This window comes from Dyadobacter sp. UC 10, assembly GCF_008369915.1.
Taxonomy (GTDB): Bacteria; Bacteroidota; Bacteroidia; order Cytophagales; family Spirosomataceae; genus Dyadobacter.
This window is the reverse complement of record NZ_VSRN01000001.1, coordinates 6,051,664-6,065,471: the sequence shown is the minus strand read 5'-3', so window position 1 is coordinate 6,065,471 and position 13,808 is coordinate 6,051,664. Positions and strand designations below refer to the sequence as shown.

At 44.1% G+C, this 13,808-nt stretch carries 13 protein-coding genes and 1 tRNA gene; 5 read left to right on the top strand and 9 right to left on the bottom strand.

Annotation, left to right across the window (positions count from 1 at the left end):
- Positions 1-24 precede the first annotated feature (24 nt).
- On the bottom strand, positions 25-276 hold the full coding sequence (locus FXO21_RS25185; RefSeq protein WP_149642675.1) for a hypothetical protein: 252 nt from the start codon (positions 274-276) through the stop codon (positions 25-27).
- A gap of 25 nt (positions 277-301) precedes the next feature.
- Here FXO21_RS25185 and FXO21_RS25180 point away from each other — a divergent pair, with 25 nt between their 5' ends.
- Positions 302-1,336 (top strand): tetratricopeptide repeat protein, encoded by a 1,035-nt coding sequence (locus tag FXO21_RS25180; RefSeq protein ID WP_149642674.1) that lies wholly within the window; start codon positions 302-304, stop codon positions 1,334-1,336.
- On the opposite strand, the gene menD is transcribed toward FXO21_RS25180, so the two are convergent.
- The 6 genes from menD to FXO21_RS25150 form a co-directional block, all read right to left on the bottom strand.
- Positions 1,333-3,051 (bottom strand): 2-succinyl-5-enolpyruvyl-6-hydroxy-3-cyclohexene-1-carboxylic-acid synthase, encoded by a 1,719-nt coding sequence (gene menD, locus FXO21_RS25175; protein WP_149642673.1) that lies wholly within the window; start codon positions 3,049-3,051, stop codon positions 1,333-1,335. The genes FXO21_RS25180 and menD overlap by 4 nt on opposite strands.
- 80 nt (positions 3,052-3,131) lie before the next feature.
- Positions 3,132-3,995, bottom strand: a complete 864-nt coding sequence (locus FXO21_RS25170) for a sigma-70 family RNA polymerase sigma factor (RefSeq protein ID WP_015810559.1) — start codon at positions 3,993-3,995, stop codon at positions 3,132-3,134.
- 64 nt (positions 3,996-4,059) lie between these two features.
- Entirely contained in the window at positions 4,060-6,201 is a 2,142-nt protein-coding gene (gene pnp / locus FXO21_RS25165; protein ID WP_149642672.1) for a polyribonucleotide nucleotidyltransferase, read from the bottom strand.
- 110 nt (positions 6,202-6,311) lie between these two features.
- A complete protein-coding gene (gene rpsO, locus FXO21_RS25160) occupies positions 6,312-6,587 on the bottom strand; it encodes a 30S ribosomal protein S15 (protein ID WP_031527901.1) in 276 nt (91 codons plus the stop codon).
- A 106-nt stretch (positions 6,588-6,693) separates the two neighbouring features.
- Positions 6,694-8,187, bottom strand: coding sequence for an LptF/LptG family permease (locus FXO21_RS25155; protein WP_149642671.1), 1,494 nt, complete (start codon positions 8,185-8,187; stop codon positions 6,694-6,696).
- A complete protein-coding gene (locus tag FXO21_RS25150) occupies positions 8,187-8,579 on the bottom strand; it encodes an START-like domain-containing protein (RefSeq protein WP_149642670.1) in 393 nt (130 codons plus the stop codon). The genes FXO21_RS25155 and FXO21_RS25150 overlap by 1 nt, the downstream gene beginning before the upstream one ends.
- A gap of 196 nt (positions 8,580-8,775) precedes the next feature.
- On the opposite strand from FXO21_RS25150, the gene FXO21_RS25145 reads away from it, so the two are divergent.
- The 4 genes from FXO21_RS25145 (at position 8,776) to FXO21_RS25130 (ending at position 11,808) form a co-directional block, all read left to right on the top strand.
- Positions 8,776-8,852, top strand: a tRNA-Met gene (locus FXO21_RS25145).
- A gap of 115 nt (positions 8,853-8,967) precedes the next feature.
- Positions 8,968-10,746, top strand: a complete 1,779-nt coding sequence (locus FXO21_RS25140) for an ABC transporter ATP-binding protein (protein ID WP_149642669.1) — start codon at positions 8,968-8,970, stop codon at positions 10,744-10,746.
- A 76-nt stretch (positions 10,747-10,822) separates the two neighbouring features.
- On the top strand, positions 10,823-11,545 hold the full coding sequence (locus FXO21_RS25135; RefSeq protein WP_149642668.1) for a 2OG-Fe(II) oxygenase: 723 nt from the start codon (positions 10,823-10,825) through the stop codon (positions 11,543-11,545).
- Positions 11,546-11,565: 20 nt separating this feature from the next.
- Positions 11,566-11,808, top strand: coding sequence for an Ada metal-binding domain-containing protein (locus FXO21_RS25130; protein WP_225865857.1), 243 nt, complete (start codon positions 11,566-11,568; stop codon positions 11,806-11,808).
- Here FXO21_RS25130 and FXO21_RS25125 read toward each other — a convergent pair.
- Together FXO21_RS25125 and holA are read right to left on the bottom strand one after the other, a co-directional pair.
- Positions 11,800-12,711, bottom strand: coding sequence for a DNA-3-methyladenine glycosylase family protein (locus FXO21_RS25125; RefSeq protein WP_149642666.1), 912 nt, complete (start codon positions 12,709-12,711; stop codon positions 11,800-11,802). The two genes, FXO21_RS25130 and FXO21_RS25125, sit on opposite strands and share 9 nt — an antisense overlap.
- Before the next feature lie 55 nt (positions 12,712-12,766).
- Complete coding sequence (holA, locus tag FXO21_RS25120; RefSeq protein WP_149642665.1) at positions 12,767-13,786, bottom strand: DNA polymerase III subunit delta; 1,020 nt, start codon at positions 13,784-13,786, stop codon at positions 12,767-12,769.
- Positions 13,787-13,808: the final 22 nt, after the last annotated feature.

The window sequence follows — 13,808 nt, the reverse complement described above, 5'->3', positions numbered from 1 at the left end:
ACCTGTGGACGTATTTTCAAAGACTCAAAATAAAACATTGTTGCGTTTCAAAGAGCCAAAAAAATCACGTTGCATTCCCTCGAACTTGTCTCTCACCGAATCCATGAATACTGTGTCTATACATGTTTCCAACTCTTCAATATTTTGGACTTCGTAATCGTCTATTTTGTAGGTTTGTTCAAACAATCCGGATTCGATCTTGACAATGTACTTATTGTTCCATTGATATACCCCTATTTTAAATTCAGAGTTGGCAATATCTTTAATATATCTCATAATATCCCTTTATTGACTCCAAAGCATGATTGCTACAAACAAAAATCTTTTAGTACTATTATTTTTAGCTTTAATATTAGCCGGCTGTGGTGGTCAGGACAAGAAAGATGCAGCGGATTTCTTTTTAAAAGCCAACAAAGCCCTTACCCAAAATAACTATGCCGAAGCGCTGCGCCTATATGACGAAGCAATTGCCAAAAATGCAGATTTTTCAGACGCCTATCTTAACAAAGGGATAACTTTATTAAAAACAGGCAAGGCAGATGATGCCTTTGAGATTTTAACAGAAGCGATTCGTATCGACCCAAGTCTTTTACAAGCAAATCTCGTTCGGTCAGAAGCAGGCTTTGAGTTAGGCCGCTTCACCGAATCATTAGCGGATCTCAGCGCAATCGAAAAGGAGTACAAGGATTCGACTCGGTTTTTTTTGGTAAAAGGAAACGTACTCGGAGCGTTGGGGAATGATCAATCTGCTATTGCCCAATATGACCGGGCAATAAGCCTGAATAAAGCGAACGTAGAGGCCTATGTGAACCGGGGAGCGCTCTATTATCGAATGCGGGCCTACCCTGCCGCTAAGCTTGATTTTCAGTCTGCTTTGACTTTGGAACCTTCACATCCGCAGGCACTCAATAACCTGGGGCTACTCCTGTCAAGGGAGAAGGATTGGAAAGCCGCATTAGCTTGTTTTGATCAGGTACTTAACCGGACACCGGACGATGCTTATTCTTTAAATAACAAAGGATATGTATTACTCAACACCGGATCGGCTGAAGAGGGCAAAAAGCTGATTGAAAAGTCCCTTGAAAAAATTCCTGAGAACGGTTATGCTTACCGCAATCTTGGAATCTATTATTTCCAAAAACATAAATACGCTGAAGCGCTGGAAAACTATCTGAAAGCAATTGAAATTGCCGAGCCGGTGGAAATGCTCTACGGTTTGACCGGCCAGGCTTATCTTCAGAATCAACAACCGGTTGAGGCCTGTAATATCTGGAAACAGGGTATTATCCTGAAAGATTCACTGGCAATAGTGGCAGCCAAAAGCAATTGCCGCTAGTCTGCTATTTGTATTCCCGAACGTAATGCTTTCCATGCGCGGTCATTATCCTCCGCCTGTGTGAATACTTCCAGCAAACTGATTGTCTCTGATTTTAGAAACTCTGTTACTGCTTCTTGAAGTGCAGATATCTCACGAACTTCGAAATATGTAATATTAGAATCTTCGCACGTTCGCCTGGCCGTAAAGGCGTGACGCGTTTCAAAATAGTCATCTAACTCAGGCAGACCGGCTGGTCCATCGATCATCCTGAATATATTCCCCCCTGCATTATTGAGTACAACAATTTTCAGATTTTGGGGAAGCGATCGGATCAATAATCCATTCCGGTCATATAAAAATGTTACATCTCCTACTAGCAACAATGTCGGTACGGAGTTTACCAGGGCAGCACCAACAGCTGTGCTTACGCAACCATCAATCCCGCTTGTCCCGCGATTTGAATATATCCCAAGCTTGCTTTCTACTCCGAGCAGGTTGGCATATCGAACTGCCATGCTATTTCCAAAGTGTAACTGATATCCGCCGTTAAGTTGCTTAATAATTAAATTTAACGATGTTAAATCATTTAACGATTTTAAATTATCAATTTTGCGATGCTTGAAGATTAATGCCAATCGCTCCATGTCCTGCCATTTGGCTCCGTACGCAGAGTCAATTGAACTGTCATTGTTCTCGACAAATAGTTGATAATCAACCTTTTCGTATAACTGCTTGAAGAAATATTGGGGTTCCACCGGAACCTGTCTGGTTAAGGAATGAGTTGGATCAGCCAAAAATGCATCCTGTCCAATATGCCAGTGTTTGATAGCCGGATTTTTTCTTAAAAATAGCTTCAGATCTTTCGACACAAACGACAATCCAAAAGTTACCAGCAGATCCGGCACCAGATTCGCCTGATTTGCACCATTGAGAAACAGGTCATGGTGTCGAATGAAACTATCACTTCCCGTTAAATTCGTAGTGCAGTCTGCGACAATCGGAATGTCCCATTCCTCCCCGATCTGGGCCAGGGTTTTACTCAACGCTGCATCCGGCAAGTGCTGCCCACCCACGATTAAAATCCTTCTCGATTCATCCCATTCGTCCAGCAGCTCATGCCAGATACCGGTTGAAATAGTCTTTTCTGACTCGGTTTTAACGATAATCCTGATACCATCGGAAGCAACAAGCTTTTCTAAATTGGTCGGATAAAACGGTTCCCGAACCGGAATATTGATATGTACCGGCCCGAAAGGTGGCGTCATAGTCAAATTTATCGCTTCGTTCGAAACCCTGTTTATTGCCCAGATAGAGTCCTGGTGTGTATAGTCAACCGGAAATTCAAATGACCTCTTAACGTGCTTTCCATAAATCTCAGTTTGATAGATAGTTTGTCCGTCATATTGATGCAGCCATTCTTTTGGTCTGTCGGCTGTCAGGATCAGGAGCGGAACCTGCTGAAAAAAGGCTTCTGAGACTGCCGGGGCGAAATTGTAGGCTGCGCTGCCGGATGTACAAATTAGTACTACAGGAGCACCCTTTTGCTGGGCTATTCCCAATGCAATGAACGCCGCTGAGCGTTCGTCCATGCATACTTGCATCTGAATACCTCCGTGCCTTACAAAAGCCAGCGTAAGCGGCGCGCTCCGCGACCCTGGGGAAATGACCGCGTACCGGACGCCGTGGGCGTGGCAAATTTCGGGTAGATCAATTAATGGTTGTAAAATTGCCATATCTAAATAAAAATAGCCTCAAACGAGGCTATTTTTCTATTTTATCAAAACTTAAATGCTGATCATTTGAATTTCCCGGATTAACCAAGGTAAGTTTTCAAAGCCTTGCTCCTTGAAACGTGGCGTAATCTTCTGATGGCTTTTTCTTTGATCTGGCGAACGCGCTCACGGGTAAGATTAAACTTCTCTCCAATCTCTTCCAAAGTCATCGCATGTTCGCCATTCAGGCCAAAATACAATGCAATTACATCCGCCTCACGCTGCGTAAGTGTACAAAGCGCACGTTGCACTTCTTTACGCAAAGACTCGTTTACCAGACCAGAATCAGGCTTATCTTCCAGGTCATTTTCCAGGACGTCCAAAAGGCTGTTTTCTTCGCCTTGTACGAAAGGAGCATCCATTGAAACGTGACGACCTGAAATTTTCATTGTATCAACGACCTCTGAAGAAGAAATTTCAAGTACTTCTGCTAATTCCTCGGGAGACGGTTCACGTTCGAAGCGCTGCTCCAATTCTGAGAATGTCTTTGATATTTTATTAAGAGAGCCTACCCGGTTCAAAGGCAAACGCACGATACGCGATTGCTCTGCAAGAGCCTGCAAAATAGACTGGCGAATCCACCAAACCGCGTACGAAATGAATTTAAAACCTCTCGTCTCATCAAAACGCTGGGCGGCTTTGATCAATCCTAAATTTCCTTCATTAATTAAATCTCCCAATGACAATCCTTGATTCTGATATTGTTTTGCCACGGAAACTACAAACCTAAGATTCGCTTTGGTCAATCTTTCTAAGGCCAGCTGATCTCCATCCCTGATTTTTTGCGCTAATGTCACCTCCTCATCCGGCGTTAACAAATCTACCTTACCGATCTCCTGCAAATATTTGTCTAACGACTGACTCTCACGGTTGGTGATTTGCTTACTGATCTTTAGCTGTCTCATCTATATCTCTTATTAAGTATGTTATATAACGACGTCAATAGTGTCTAAAAGAAGCAACACTATTTTATGCATTTTTGTTCTCTGGTTTTGGCAACAATACCTTACGAGAAAGGCGATATTTGCCTGTTTTCTTGTCGATTTCGACCAGCTTAACCTGTATCTCCTCTCCTACTTCCAATACACCGTCCATTTTCTCCAGGCGTTCCCACTTGATCTCGGAAATATGCAATAACCCGTCCTTGCCAGGAAGGAATTCGACAAATGCACCAAATGGCATAATTGACTTCACCTTACCAGTGTAAAGTTCACCAATTTCTGGTACCAGAATAATGCCTTTAATACGTGAAACAGCCTTATCCATTGAAGTCTTATCTGCTGAGAATATACTTACAAAGCCAGCCCCATCTTTTTCTTCGATAGAAACTGTCGCTCCTGACTCTTTTTGAATATCCTGTACAACTTTTCCACCTGGCCCGATTACCGCACCAATCATTTCCCGATCGATTTTGATGACAACTGCACGCGGTGTATGTGGCTTCAGATCCGCACGGCTCTCAGTAATTGTCTTGTTCATTTCGCCGAGAATATGAAGTCTGCCGGCCTTCGCCTGCATCAATGCCTCTGTAAGTACTTCAAACGAAAGACCATTTACCTTCATATCCATCTGACAGGCTGTGATACCAGCCTCAGTCCCGGTTACTTTAAAATCCATATCTCCAAGGTGATCTTCATCCCCCAGAATATCAGAAAGAACAGCGTATTTACCTGTTGCTTCGTCAGAGATAAGTCCCATTGCAATACCAGAGACCGGTGCTTTGATTTTTAAGCCTGAGTCCATCAATGCGAGTGAACCGGCACAAACGGTAGCCATAGACGAAGAGCCATTCGATTCCAGAATATCTGAAACGATCCGGATGGTATATGGATTATCTTCAGCCTGGGGCAATACCTTTTTCAAAGCACGTAGCGCAAGATTTCCGTGGCCTACTTCGCGACGGCCGGGGCCGCGGTTAGGTTTCACTTCACCAGTAGAGAAGCCTGGAAAGTTATAGTGCAGCATGAATTTGCTGTAACCATATTTCAATGTTGTGTCTACAATCTGCTCGTCGTTTTTCGTACCAAGCGTCACAGTAGTCAAAGATTGGGTTTCACCTCTTGTGAAAAGGGCTGAACCGTGTGCATTTGGAAGGAAGTCGATCTCAGATGCAATCGGACGAACCTCATCCAAACGACGACCGTCAAGACGTTTTCTCTCATCCAGCACGAGGCGGCGGGAAGCTTCCCAAACCAGGTCGTTGAAATAACGCTTTGCAAGACCTTCTTTAAATTCAGGCGCTTCTTCTTCGGTAATAGTGGTTTTGAACTCCTCCCAAACAGCTTTAAATCCGTCTTTACGAACCGTTTTGTTAGTAGAGCCCAGCTGAGCAACCGAATATATTTTGTCGTAAGCAAATGAGCGTACACGCGATTCCACTTCGGAATCCGCATCATCGCCTACGTATTCTCTCTTTTCTGTTTTACCAACTGCGGCTTCGAATTCCTTCAAAGCAACACATTGGTTCTTAATTACTTCGTGTGCGATTTTTAAAGCTTCAATCACTTCTTCTTCCGAAACCTCGCTCATCTCCCCTTCCACCATCGCGATATCATTATAGGTCGCGCCTACCATCAGGTCCAACGTTGCTCTTTCCAATTCAACTGCACCCGGATTGACCACATATTCGCCGTCGATCTTCGCTACGCGCACTTCCGACACCGGGCCATTGAAAGGAATATCAGAAGCAGCTAAGGCAGCAGAAGCTGCCAACGCAGCCAGCGCATCGGGTAACGCAGCTGAATCAGCAGAAATTAACAGGATGTTTACTTGTACTTCCGCGTGGTAGTCTTCCGGAAATAATGGACGAAGTACGCGGTCAACCAAACGGCTCGTCAACACTTCATGATCTGATAATTTACCTTCACGTCTCTGGAAGCTGCCTGGAATACGGCCGGCAGACGCAAATTTTTCCTGATAATCAACCGAAAGCGGCAAAAAGTCCAGCCCCTCTCTAATATCTTTGTTAGCTACCACTGTGGCCAGCAACATGGTATTACCCAGTCTGACTACCACCGAACCGTCGGCTTGTTTCGCTAATTTTCCTGTTTCAATTGTGATTTCCCTGCCATCAGGTAAGGGTATAGTCTTGGTAACTATATTAAAAAGCATAGAATAGTGATTTTTGTAGCTGTGAAACGCCGTCCCGACGTTTCGATGATTTTCTAAATTCCGCAAAAAATCAGGGAACTTTCATGTAGTTGAAGTTCCCTGATTTTAAATTACTTACGTATGTTCAATTCGGCAATAATCGCACGGTAGCGGTTAATGTCCTTTTTGTAAAGATAGTCTAGCAATCTTCTGCGCTTTCCTACCATTTTGAGAAGACCAAGACGCGTATCATTGTCTTTCTTGTGCGTCTTTAAGTGCTCGTTCAAATAGTTGATGCGGTACGTAAATAAAGCAATTTGTGATTCAGCTGAGCCGGTGTCTCCGCTTTCTTTTTTAAAACCTTTCGATTCGAAGATCTCGCTCTTCTTTTCCGCGGTTAAATACATGATTGTAACAACAGATTAAATGATTGTATGAAATAATTTACAGCGCCTTGCCGCAAATAAGGTTGCAAAAGTACGATTTTATGACGATTTAAAAAATATAATTTTACTATGATTGGATAAGTCCGGATTTCCCGAATCTACTTGCCCATTGTTCTTTTATTCTTTTTATCAACATCAGGTAAACATCTTTATCAAATAACCTCGAATCGCTACGTGCCCGGTCGATAAAATATAAACCTGCCAGCAGCAATACCGTATTGGCCATCCAGGCTCCCAGTGGAACAGCAAGCAACCCTTCCTTCACCCATTTATCCCCCTGGTTTGTCAAAACATACAATAGGATAAAAAACAGGATCGACACCAGTACAGGTACGCCAAATCCACCCTTTTTGATGATGGCTCCCAGCGGCGCACCAATCAGGAACATGATCAGGCAGGAAATTGCACTGGTATATTTGTGATGTTTCTCAAGCTCATACCTGTTTGCATCTTTCAGTTTTGTTTGCAAATAATCGTATTGCGACTTGGTATAACTCAACATGCTGTTTGAAGCACTTTTAGCATTTTGTAAAATCTCCTTTTTCAAGCTGTCCGATACCGGCTTTACCAGCAACGAATCGATCCATGCACCCTTTTTGATCGTTTTGTCAGTACCTTCCCGGTAGTTGTAGGAATAATATTGCTGGCTACCCGATACGAGGTTTTTCTTCGTCTCGACATAAGAATTCCGCAGAGAATCAGCTGTACTGGTCAGATCCGTGATATTCTTCATAAATTCGTGGTATTTGAACTGCCCCTCGTCGGTCCGCTTCATCCCGAAAGAAGCCAGGCTTTCCGTAAGCCGGTAATGCTTGAACGAATTTCTGCTGAAATTGGGAAAACTTCGGGTAGTACCCCCGGACGTGGACATGTATACCGGTCTCGCATTTCCCGAACCCATCTCATCTGTATACCTCGTCCCATTGTAGAGCTCGATCACCAGGTAACGGTTATCATTGATCGAATACATCCGCCCTGAATCCGCAAGGATGATCTCCGTATTGCCAAATTCATAAGACCGGTTACTGTGCTTGTAGATGACCATTCCCTTCAATCGGCCATTTTCTTCCTTCTTATCAACCTTAATGCTGTAACCGGGCAGGTCATTGTAAAATATCCCGTCTTTGATTTTCAACGTCGCCTTAGTCGTTTTGATATCGTACAATAAACTGTAACCCTTCAGGTTGGCCCACGGGGATATGCGATCGTTGAAAAAGAATGAAAAAATGCTGATGCCAAACGTGACAATAAAAAGTGGTAGCATAGCTCTAACAACAGAGATACCGGCACTTTTAATAGCTGTCAGCTCGAAAAACTCACCCAGGTTGCCGAATGCCATCAGCGAAGAAAGCAGTGTCGCCAGCGGCAATGCGGTGGGTACCGTTATCAGGCTAAAAAAGAAGAATAATTGCGCATAGTCAATAACTCCCAAATCTTTGGAGACGAAATCATCAATGTAAAAGATCATGATCCGCATTAAAAAAACGAATACAACGACCGACATTGTAATGACAAAAGGGCCCCAAAACGACATTAAAACAAGCTTATCAAGCTTTTTCATCAACTACCTACTATATCTCTAAGATTGTCCATAAATCCGTCCCATAAGGAAGCGAGCTCGTCCTGATCGCGATTAGAGGAATAGTCTACCACGCGCAGGAAGGTGGTCTGCGTTAACTCACTTACCTCCAATTTCAGTTCCAGATAATTATTGTCAAGATTGTCGTCACTTGTATTTTCAAAGTCAAATCGTACTGATTTGTTAATTCTGAGACCGGTCTGCCGGGCAACGTGGCTGTCACCATCCCATTGAAAATCAAAACGGTGATCTGGCAGTACAGTTACTTTTTCAGCAAACCATTGTTCGAGTCCGGAAGGGGTCGAGATATATGGAAATAGTACTTTGGGTGAGGAACGCAATTCAAACTCGGTAATAAATTTATATTTTTCCATATGAACTACTTTTAAAAGGGTGTCATGCCAGTTCCCGGCTTACTCTCTGACTTAAAAGTTGTAATATAGCATAAATCAGTAATAAAAGCCTGTAAAGATAATTTTGCTTCCCCTCCAATTCAGATTTTCTTCATCATTTTTAAGAAAAACGTATTGTAGCATTAAATTATTTAACATACTTTTGCACCACGTTAACGGCGGGGTAGCTCAGATGGTTAGAGCGTAGGATTCATAACCCTAAGGTCGGCAGTTCGATTCTGCTCCCCGCTACCAGTCTTTCAGACATCCTTTTCGGGTGTCTTTTTTTATTTTAAGCCCATTTCGAGAATTAATATTCCTGGGTTTCAGTTTAACAATCTGGGTAAACCACCTAATCACCCGGAACTGTATGAAATTATTGTTACAATACCTCAGCCGATACAAATGGCTGATATTGCTGGCTTTGCTGATGGCGGCAATCAATCAGGTTTTTTCCCTCTTAAACCCGTACATTTTAGGTAACCTGCTCATTGATCCTTATGCGAATAAGGCGGACTATTTCCGAAAAAATGGCCTGGACGATGAGTTCTTCAAAGGCGTCCTTACAGGCTTGCTGCTGATCATCGGAACTGCAATGGTGTCCCGTATAGCCAAAGCGTTTCAGGACTATCTGGTCAATGTGGTTATCCAAAAGTTTGGGGCTAACCTATATACCGATGGCCTCCGGCATGCACTGAGGCTGCCTTTTCAGGATTTTGAAGACCAGCGTAGCGGTGAAACGTTATCTGTATTGCAAAAAGTGAGGGCAGATTGTGAAAAGTTCATTATGAACTTTGTTAATGTGCTCTTTACTACGTTGATAGGGATTGTATTCGTCGTCATCGTGGCATTCAAGCTCAGCCCTATGCTGCCGCTGATCTATCTGGTAGGCTCCATCGTTCTTGCGATTTTGACCAGTGTGCTAAGTCGCAAAATCAAATCTATTCAAAAAAATATTGTGGCTGAAACTACCGCACTGGCGGGTTCCACCACCGAATCCCTCAGGAATATTGAGCTTGTAAAAAGCCTTGGCCTTACACAGCAGGAGATCGGCAGACTTAACACTACTACTTTCAAAATCCTCAAACTGGAATTAAAAAAAGTTAAAAGCATTCGCTCGATCAGTTTTATCCAGGGTACGTTCGTGAATTTCCTGCAGCAATGCATCATGTTCGCATTGCTCTTCTTCGTTTTCCGTGACCAGATTACAGTCGGACAAATGATGATGATGCAGTTTTACTCCTTTTTCATCTTCGGGCCTTTACAAGAGCTCGGCAATGTAATTATGTCCTACCGCGAAGCCGAAGCTTCTCTGAACAATCTGCAAACGCTGCTTGCGCGGCCGATTGAACAAAAACCGGCTAATCCCGAGAAAATCGGAGAAATTGAAGTCCTGGAATTTAATCATGTCAAATTCCAGCACCAGTCGGCCAACAGGCCCGCACTGGAAAATATTTCGTTCAGGGTCGAACGCGGCGAAACGATCGCATTCGTAGGGCCGTCGGGTTCGGGAAAAACTACGCTTGTAAAATTGCTGGTTGGCCTTTATCCTCCGATAGAGGGAAGCGTATACTATAATAATCACAACGGAAGTTCGATTGATTTTGACGAAATCAGAAACAAAATCGGCTTCGTGACACAGGATACCCAGCTTTTTTCAGGTACCATCAAGGAAAACCTTCTCTTTGTAAACCCAACCGCAACCGACGAGATGATCCAGGATGTGCTCCTGAAAGCAGCATGTTACAACCTGCTGTCGAGAGCCGAAAACGGCATTGAAACTGTAATCGGTGAAGGAGGTTTGAAACTCTCGGGTGGTGAGCGCCAGCGCCTTTCTATTGCCCGTGCATTGCTGAGAAACCCTAATCTGATTATATTCGACGAAGCTACTTCTGCACTCGATTCCCTGACCGAAGAGGAGATTTCCAATACAATCCGAAACATTACAGATCAGCGGCAGCACATTACTGTTATGATCGCGCACCGGCTTTCAACCATCATGCATGCAGACCGCATTTATGTGCTTGAAAAAGGCAAAATCATCGAAACCGGCACACACTCATCGCTTTTGGACGAAAAAGGTTTGTATTACGCGATGTGGCGACAGCAGATTGGTGAGCGCAAAGACGAACAGATTATGTCTGTTTAGCCGCTCCCAAAGGAATTTCAGCAAGTTCCGGGTTTTCAAAATTAGCAGGGCAGGATACTTTTGTCAAAATCAAAAGATGACATCTAAAATCCTGCCCGTGAAAAATCCCGAACAATTTGACTGGGAAACCGTTGAAAATCACCTTCATTCAAAAGGTTTTACACAGATCAAAAACGTCCTGACTGCTGACGAATGCGCCCGGCTTGCCAGTCAATATGATAACCATGCACTGTATAGGAAAACCATCGCCATGGAACGCTACCGGTTTGGACTGGGTGAATACAAATATTTTGCCTATCCGCTTCCGCAGACCGTTCAGCATTTAAGACAAACTTTCTATCCCAGGCTCGCACCAGTGGCAAATGAGTGGATGCGACAACTTGGTCAACCGCACCGCTATCCGGCAGATTTTGAAACTTTTCAGAACTTATGCCGAGCGCAGGGCCAGGACAAGCCCACGGCTCTAATCCTTAAATATGGTCCGGGCGGACATAACACCTTACACCAGGATCTTTACGGTGAAGTGTTTTTCCCCATTCAAATGGTTATTTTCCTGAATCAGGCTGGCCAGGACTATACTGGCGGGGAATTTGTACTCGTACAGCAAACGCCCCGCGCACAATCAAAAGCCATTGTATTGAAACCAGATCAGGGTGATATTCTTCTCTTTACCACTAATTTCCGTCCTGCGGCGGGAAGCCGTGGCTATTATCGTGTCAACATGAAACACGGCGTGAGTGAAGTCCTTACAGGCGAACGGTTTACGCTCGGTGTTATCTTCCACGACGCGCTAAGTTAGGCATGCTGTCACACTCAAAATTGGGTCCGACATCATTTGCGGCCAGCAAAAAACTTTACAGGCTCATTGCAGACAAGGCAATTTGCTTTGCGGGAAACAGAAACCTTAAAATATACGGGCTGCTTTCCTGCAAATCGGGTAAAAGAATGAAACGGGAGAACCGGATGTTTTTCAATTCAGAACGGGAAGCGATCGAAAATGGCTACCGGCCTTGCGGACATTGTATGAAAACGGCATATGCGGAATGGAAAAAGTCAGGCTGAATCACGTACGGTAAGACTTCGCCACAAATAAAAGACCAGATAGCTTTCCCAGCCTGCATATTGAGAAAACAATGCATCGATTTTGCCAAGCTCCTTCCTGTCCTGGATAATATTGTGATTGGCCAACGCATTCAGCAGGCCTATATCCCCGTAAGGAATGCCCTGAGGCTCTCTCAGCGATTTCATTAATGCGTAATTCGCTGTCCAGACCCCGATTCCCTTGTGCACGGTCAATGCTTTTTTTCTAGCCTCAAAATCAGGAAGTGAAACGATCAGTTCCTTGCTGAGCGTTCCGGAAGCAAATGCCCTGGCAATGCCGATCATATAATCCGCCTTCTGGCTTGAAAACTGGATCGCTTTCAACTCTTCCTTACTTACTTCCGCCAATAGTCCGGGTTCCGGAAATACGTAATAGCTTTGCCCGCCACGGGTAATTTTATTTCCGAACTTTTCGACCAGCGCGCGTTTGACTTTGTAGGCAAATGATAAGTTGATCTGCTGCCCGATGATCGACCAGCAAATCGCTTCGAAAAGATTGGAGATACCAATCAGGCGCAAGCCTTTGTAACTCTCGGTCATATAAGCGAGCCGCCCGTCGCTTTGCAGCAGATCATAAAAGGGTTGAATAGGATTGTCCATATCAAACCATTCCCTTACATAAGCCACCAAATTCGCCTTGCCCTCTTCGTCAATATCTCCTTCGAGTAACTCGATTTCGAGAAAAGCACCATTTTCGCTGATCCTGATCAGCAACATTTGCCCATTCACTTCCAGTGCTTTATACACATCGCCTTCCCTGATCTCATGCAGACAATCGTCATAATTACGGTTCAGGAACCAGACGCATTCCTGAAAACTAAAAAGCGCAGGAATAGGTACTAAAATGCTGTTTGAATTAATCATCACCGAAGATATACCACTTTCACGACCTCCAAAAACCGTTTCTTGCTGAATACGGTCAATGCACAATTTTGAAAACCAATTCTCTTAAAAGTTCGCCTTCCGGAACAGTTACACCGTCGAGACCTTTCATTCGCCCGTCGCATTCGCGCAGATAATGGATTATATCAGCCACTTTGGGCAGCGGATAATTTCTGCATGCCGTTATGTAATCCTTTACAAAATATGGATTGACGCCAAGCTCGGCAGCTAAGCCTTTTTCCGATTTGTCGGGACTTTTATGTGCAAGAAGTAATTTGGAGTAGAAATTGAAAAGAATGATCAGAATAGGCGCAAGCGGATTGTCTTTTGAATTCGCTGAAAAATGATTCGCGATCTGGTTAGCCTTCAACACATCACGCACCATCAACGCCTTTTGAAATTCAAAAACATTGTATTCTTTACTGATTCCCACAAACCTTTCTACTGCCGCCGCGTCTATCCCCTCACCCACTTTCAGGTTTACCATCACCTTTCTGATCTCATTGGAAAGCCGCTTCAAATCGTTACCGATATTATCAACCAGCATTAAAACCGCCTTCGGGCTTATTTTGACACCTTCCTGCTGGCAAAAAGAGGTTACCCAGTCGGGAAGCTTATTGTCGTACATCTTCTTGGACGGTACCACAGCTCCATTTGTATGGATCGCCTTGACATAGGCACGCCGCTCGTCTGCGCTCGCATTGAAACACAAGACCAGCACAGTGCTTGGTGGCGGATTTTTCGCATAATCTTCCAGCCGGGCGAGCTGATCTTTTTGTTCGATCCCGCCCAGCTTGTTTGCATCTTTAACCAATACCAGCTGTCGCTCCGACATAAAAGGAAACCGGCGCGCATAGCTCAGTACGCCGGTAACATCGGTGTCTTTTCCATACAATACAAACTGATTAAAACCTTTCTCGGCTTCCGGTACAATGCGCTTTTCAAGCTCGTCGGCAATCGCGTCTATGTAATACGGCTCATCGCCGTGCAGGAGGTAGATAGGAAGGTATTTTTTATTTCTGATATCTTTCAGAATACTGTCTGGGGTATTTGCCATCTCAATTTATTCAAATACAATA

What these genes read in the sequence shown, in the direction of transcription:
- FXO21_RS25185 (WP_149642675.1), bottom strand. Translation starts at nt 276, where the DNA reads ATGAGATATATTAAAGATATTGCCAACTCTGAATTTAAAATAGGGGTA.
- FXO21_RS25180 (WP_149642674.1), top strand. Translation starts at nt 302, where the DNA reads ATGATTGCTACAAACAAAAATCTTTTAGTACTATTATTTTTAGCTTTA.
- menD (WP_149642673.1), bottom strand. Translation starts at nt 3,051, where the DNA reads ATGGCAATTTTACAACCATTAATTGATCTACCCGAAATTTGCCACGCC.
- FXO21_RS25170 (WP_015810559.1), bottom strand. Translation starts at nt 3,995, where the DNA reads ATGAGACAGCTAAAGATCAGTAAGCAAATCACCAACCGTGAGAGTCAG.
- pnp (WP_149642672.1), bottom strand. Translation starts at nt 6,201, where the DNA reads ATGCTTTTTAATATAGTTACCAAGACTATACCCTTACCTGATGGCAGG.
- rpsO (WP_031527901.1), bottom strand. Translation starts at nt 6,587, where the DNA reads ATGTATTTAACCGCGGAAAAGAAGAGCGAGATCTTCGAATCGAAAGGT.
- FXO21_RS25155 (WP_149642671.1), bottom strand. Translation starts at nt 8,187, where the DNA reads ATGAAAAAGCTTGATAAGCTTGTTTTAATGTCGTTTTGGGGCCCTTTT.
- FXO21_RS25150 (WP_149642670.1), bottom strand. Translation starts at nt 8,579, where the DNA reads ATGGAAAAATATAAATTTATTACCGAGTTTGAATTGCGTTCCTCACCC.
- FXO21_RS25140 (WP_149642669.1), top strand. Translation starts at nt 8,968, where the DNA reads ATGAAATTATTGTTACAATACCTCAGCCGATACAAATGGCTGATATTG.
- FXO21_RS25135 (WP_149642668.1), top strand. Translation starts at nt 10,823, where the DNA reads ATGACATCTAAAATCCTGCCCGTGAAAAATCCCGAACAATTTGACTGG.
- FXO21_RS25125 (WP_149642666.1), bottom strand. Translation starts at nt 12,711, where the DNA reads ATGATTAATTCAAACAGCATTTTAGTACCTATTCCTGCGCTTTTTAGT.
- holA (WP_149642665.1), bottom strand. Translation starts at nt 13,786, where the DNA reads ATGGCAAATACCCCAGACAGTATTCTGAAAGATATCAGAAATAAAAAA.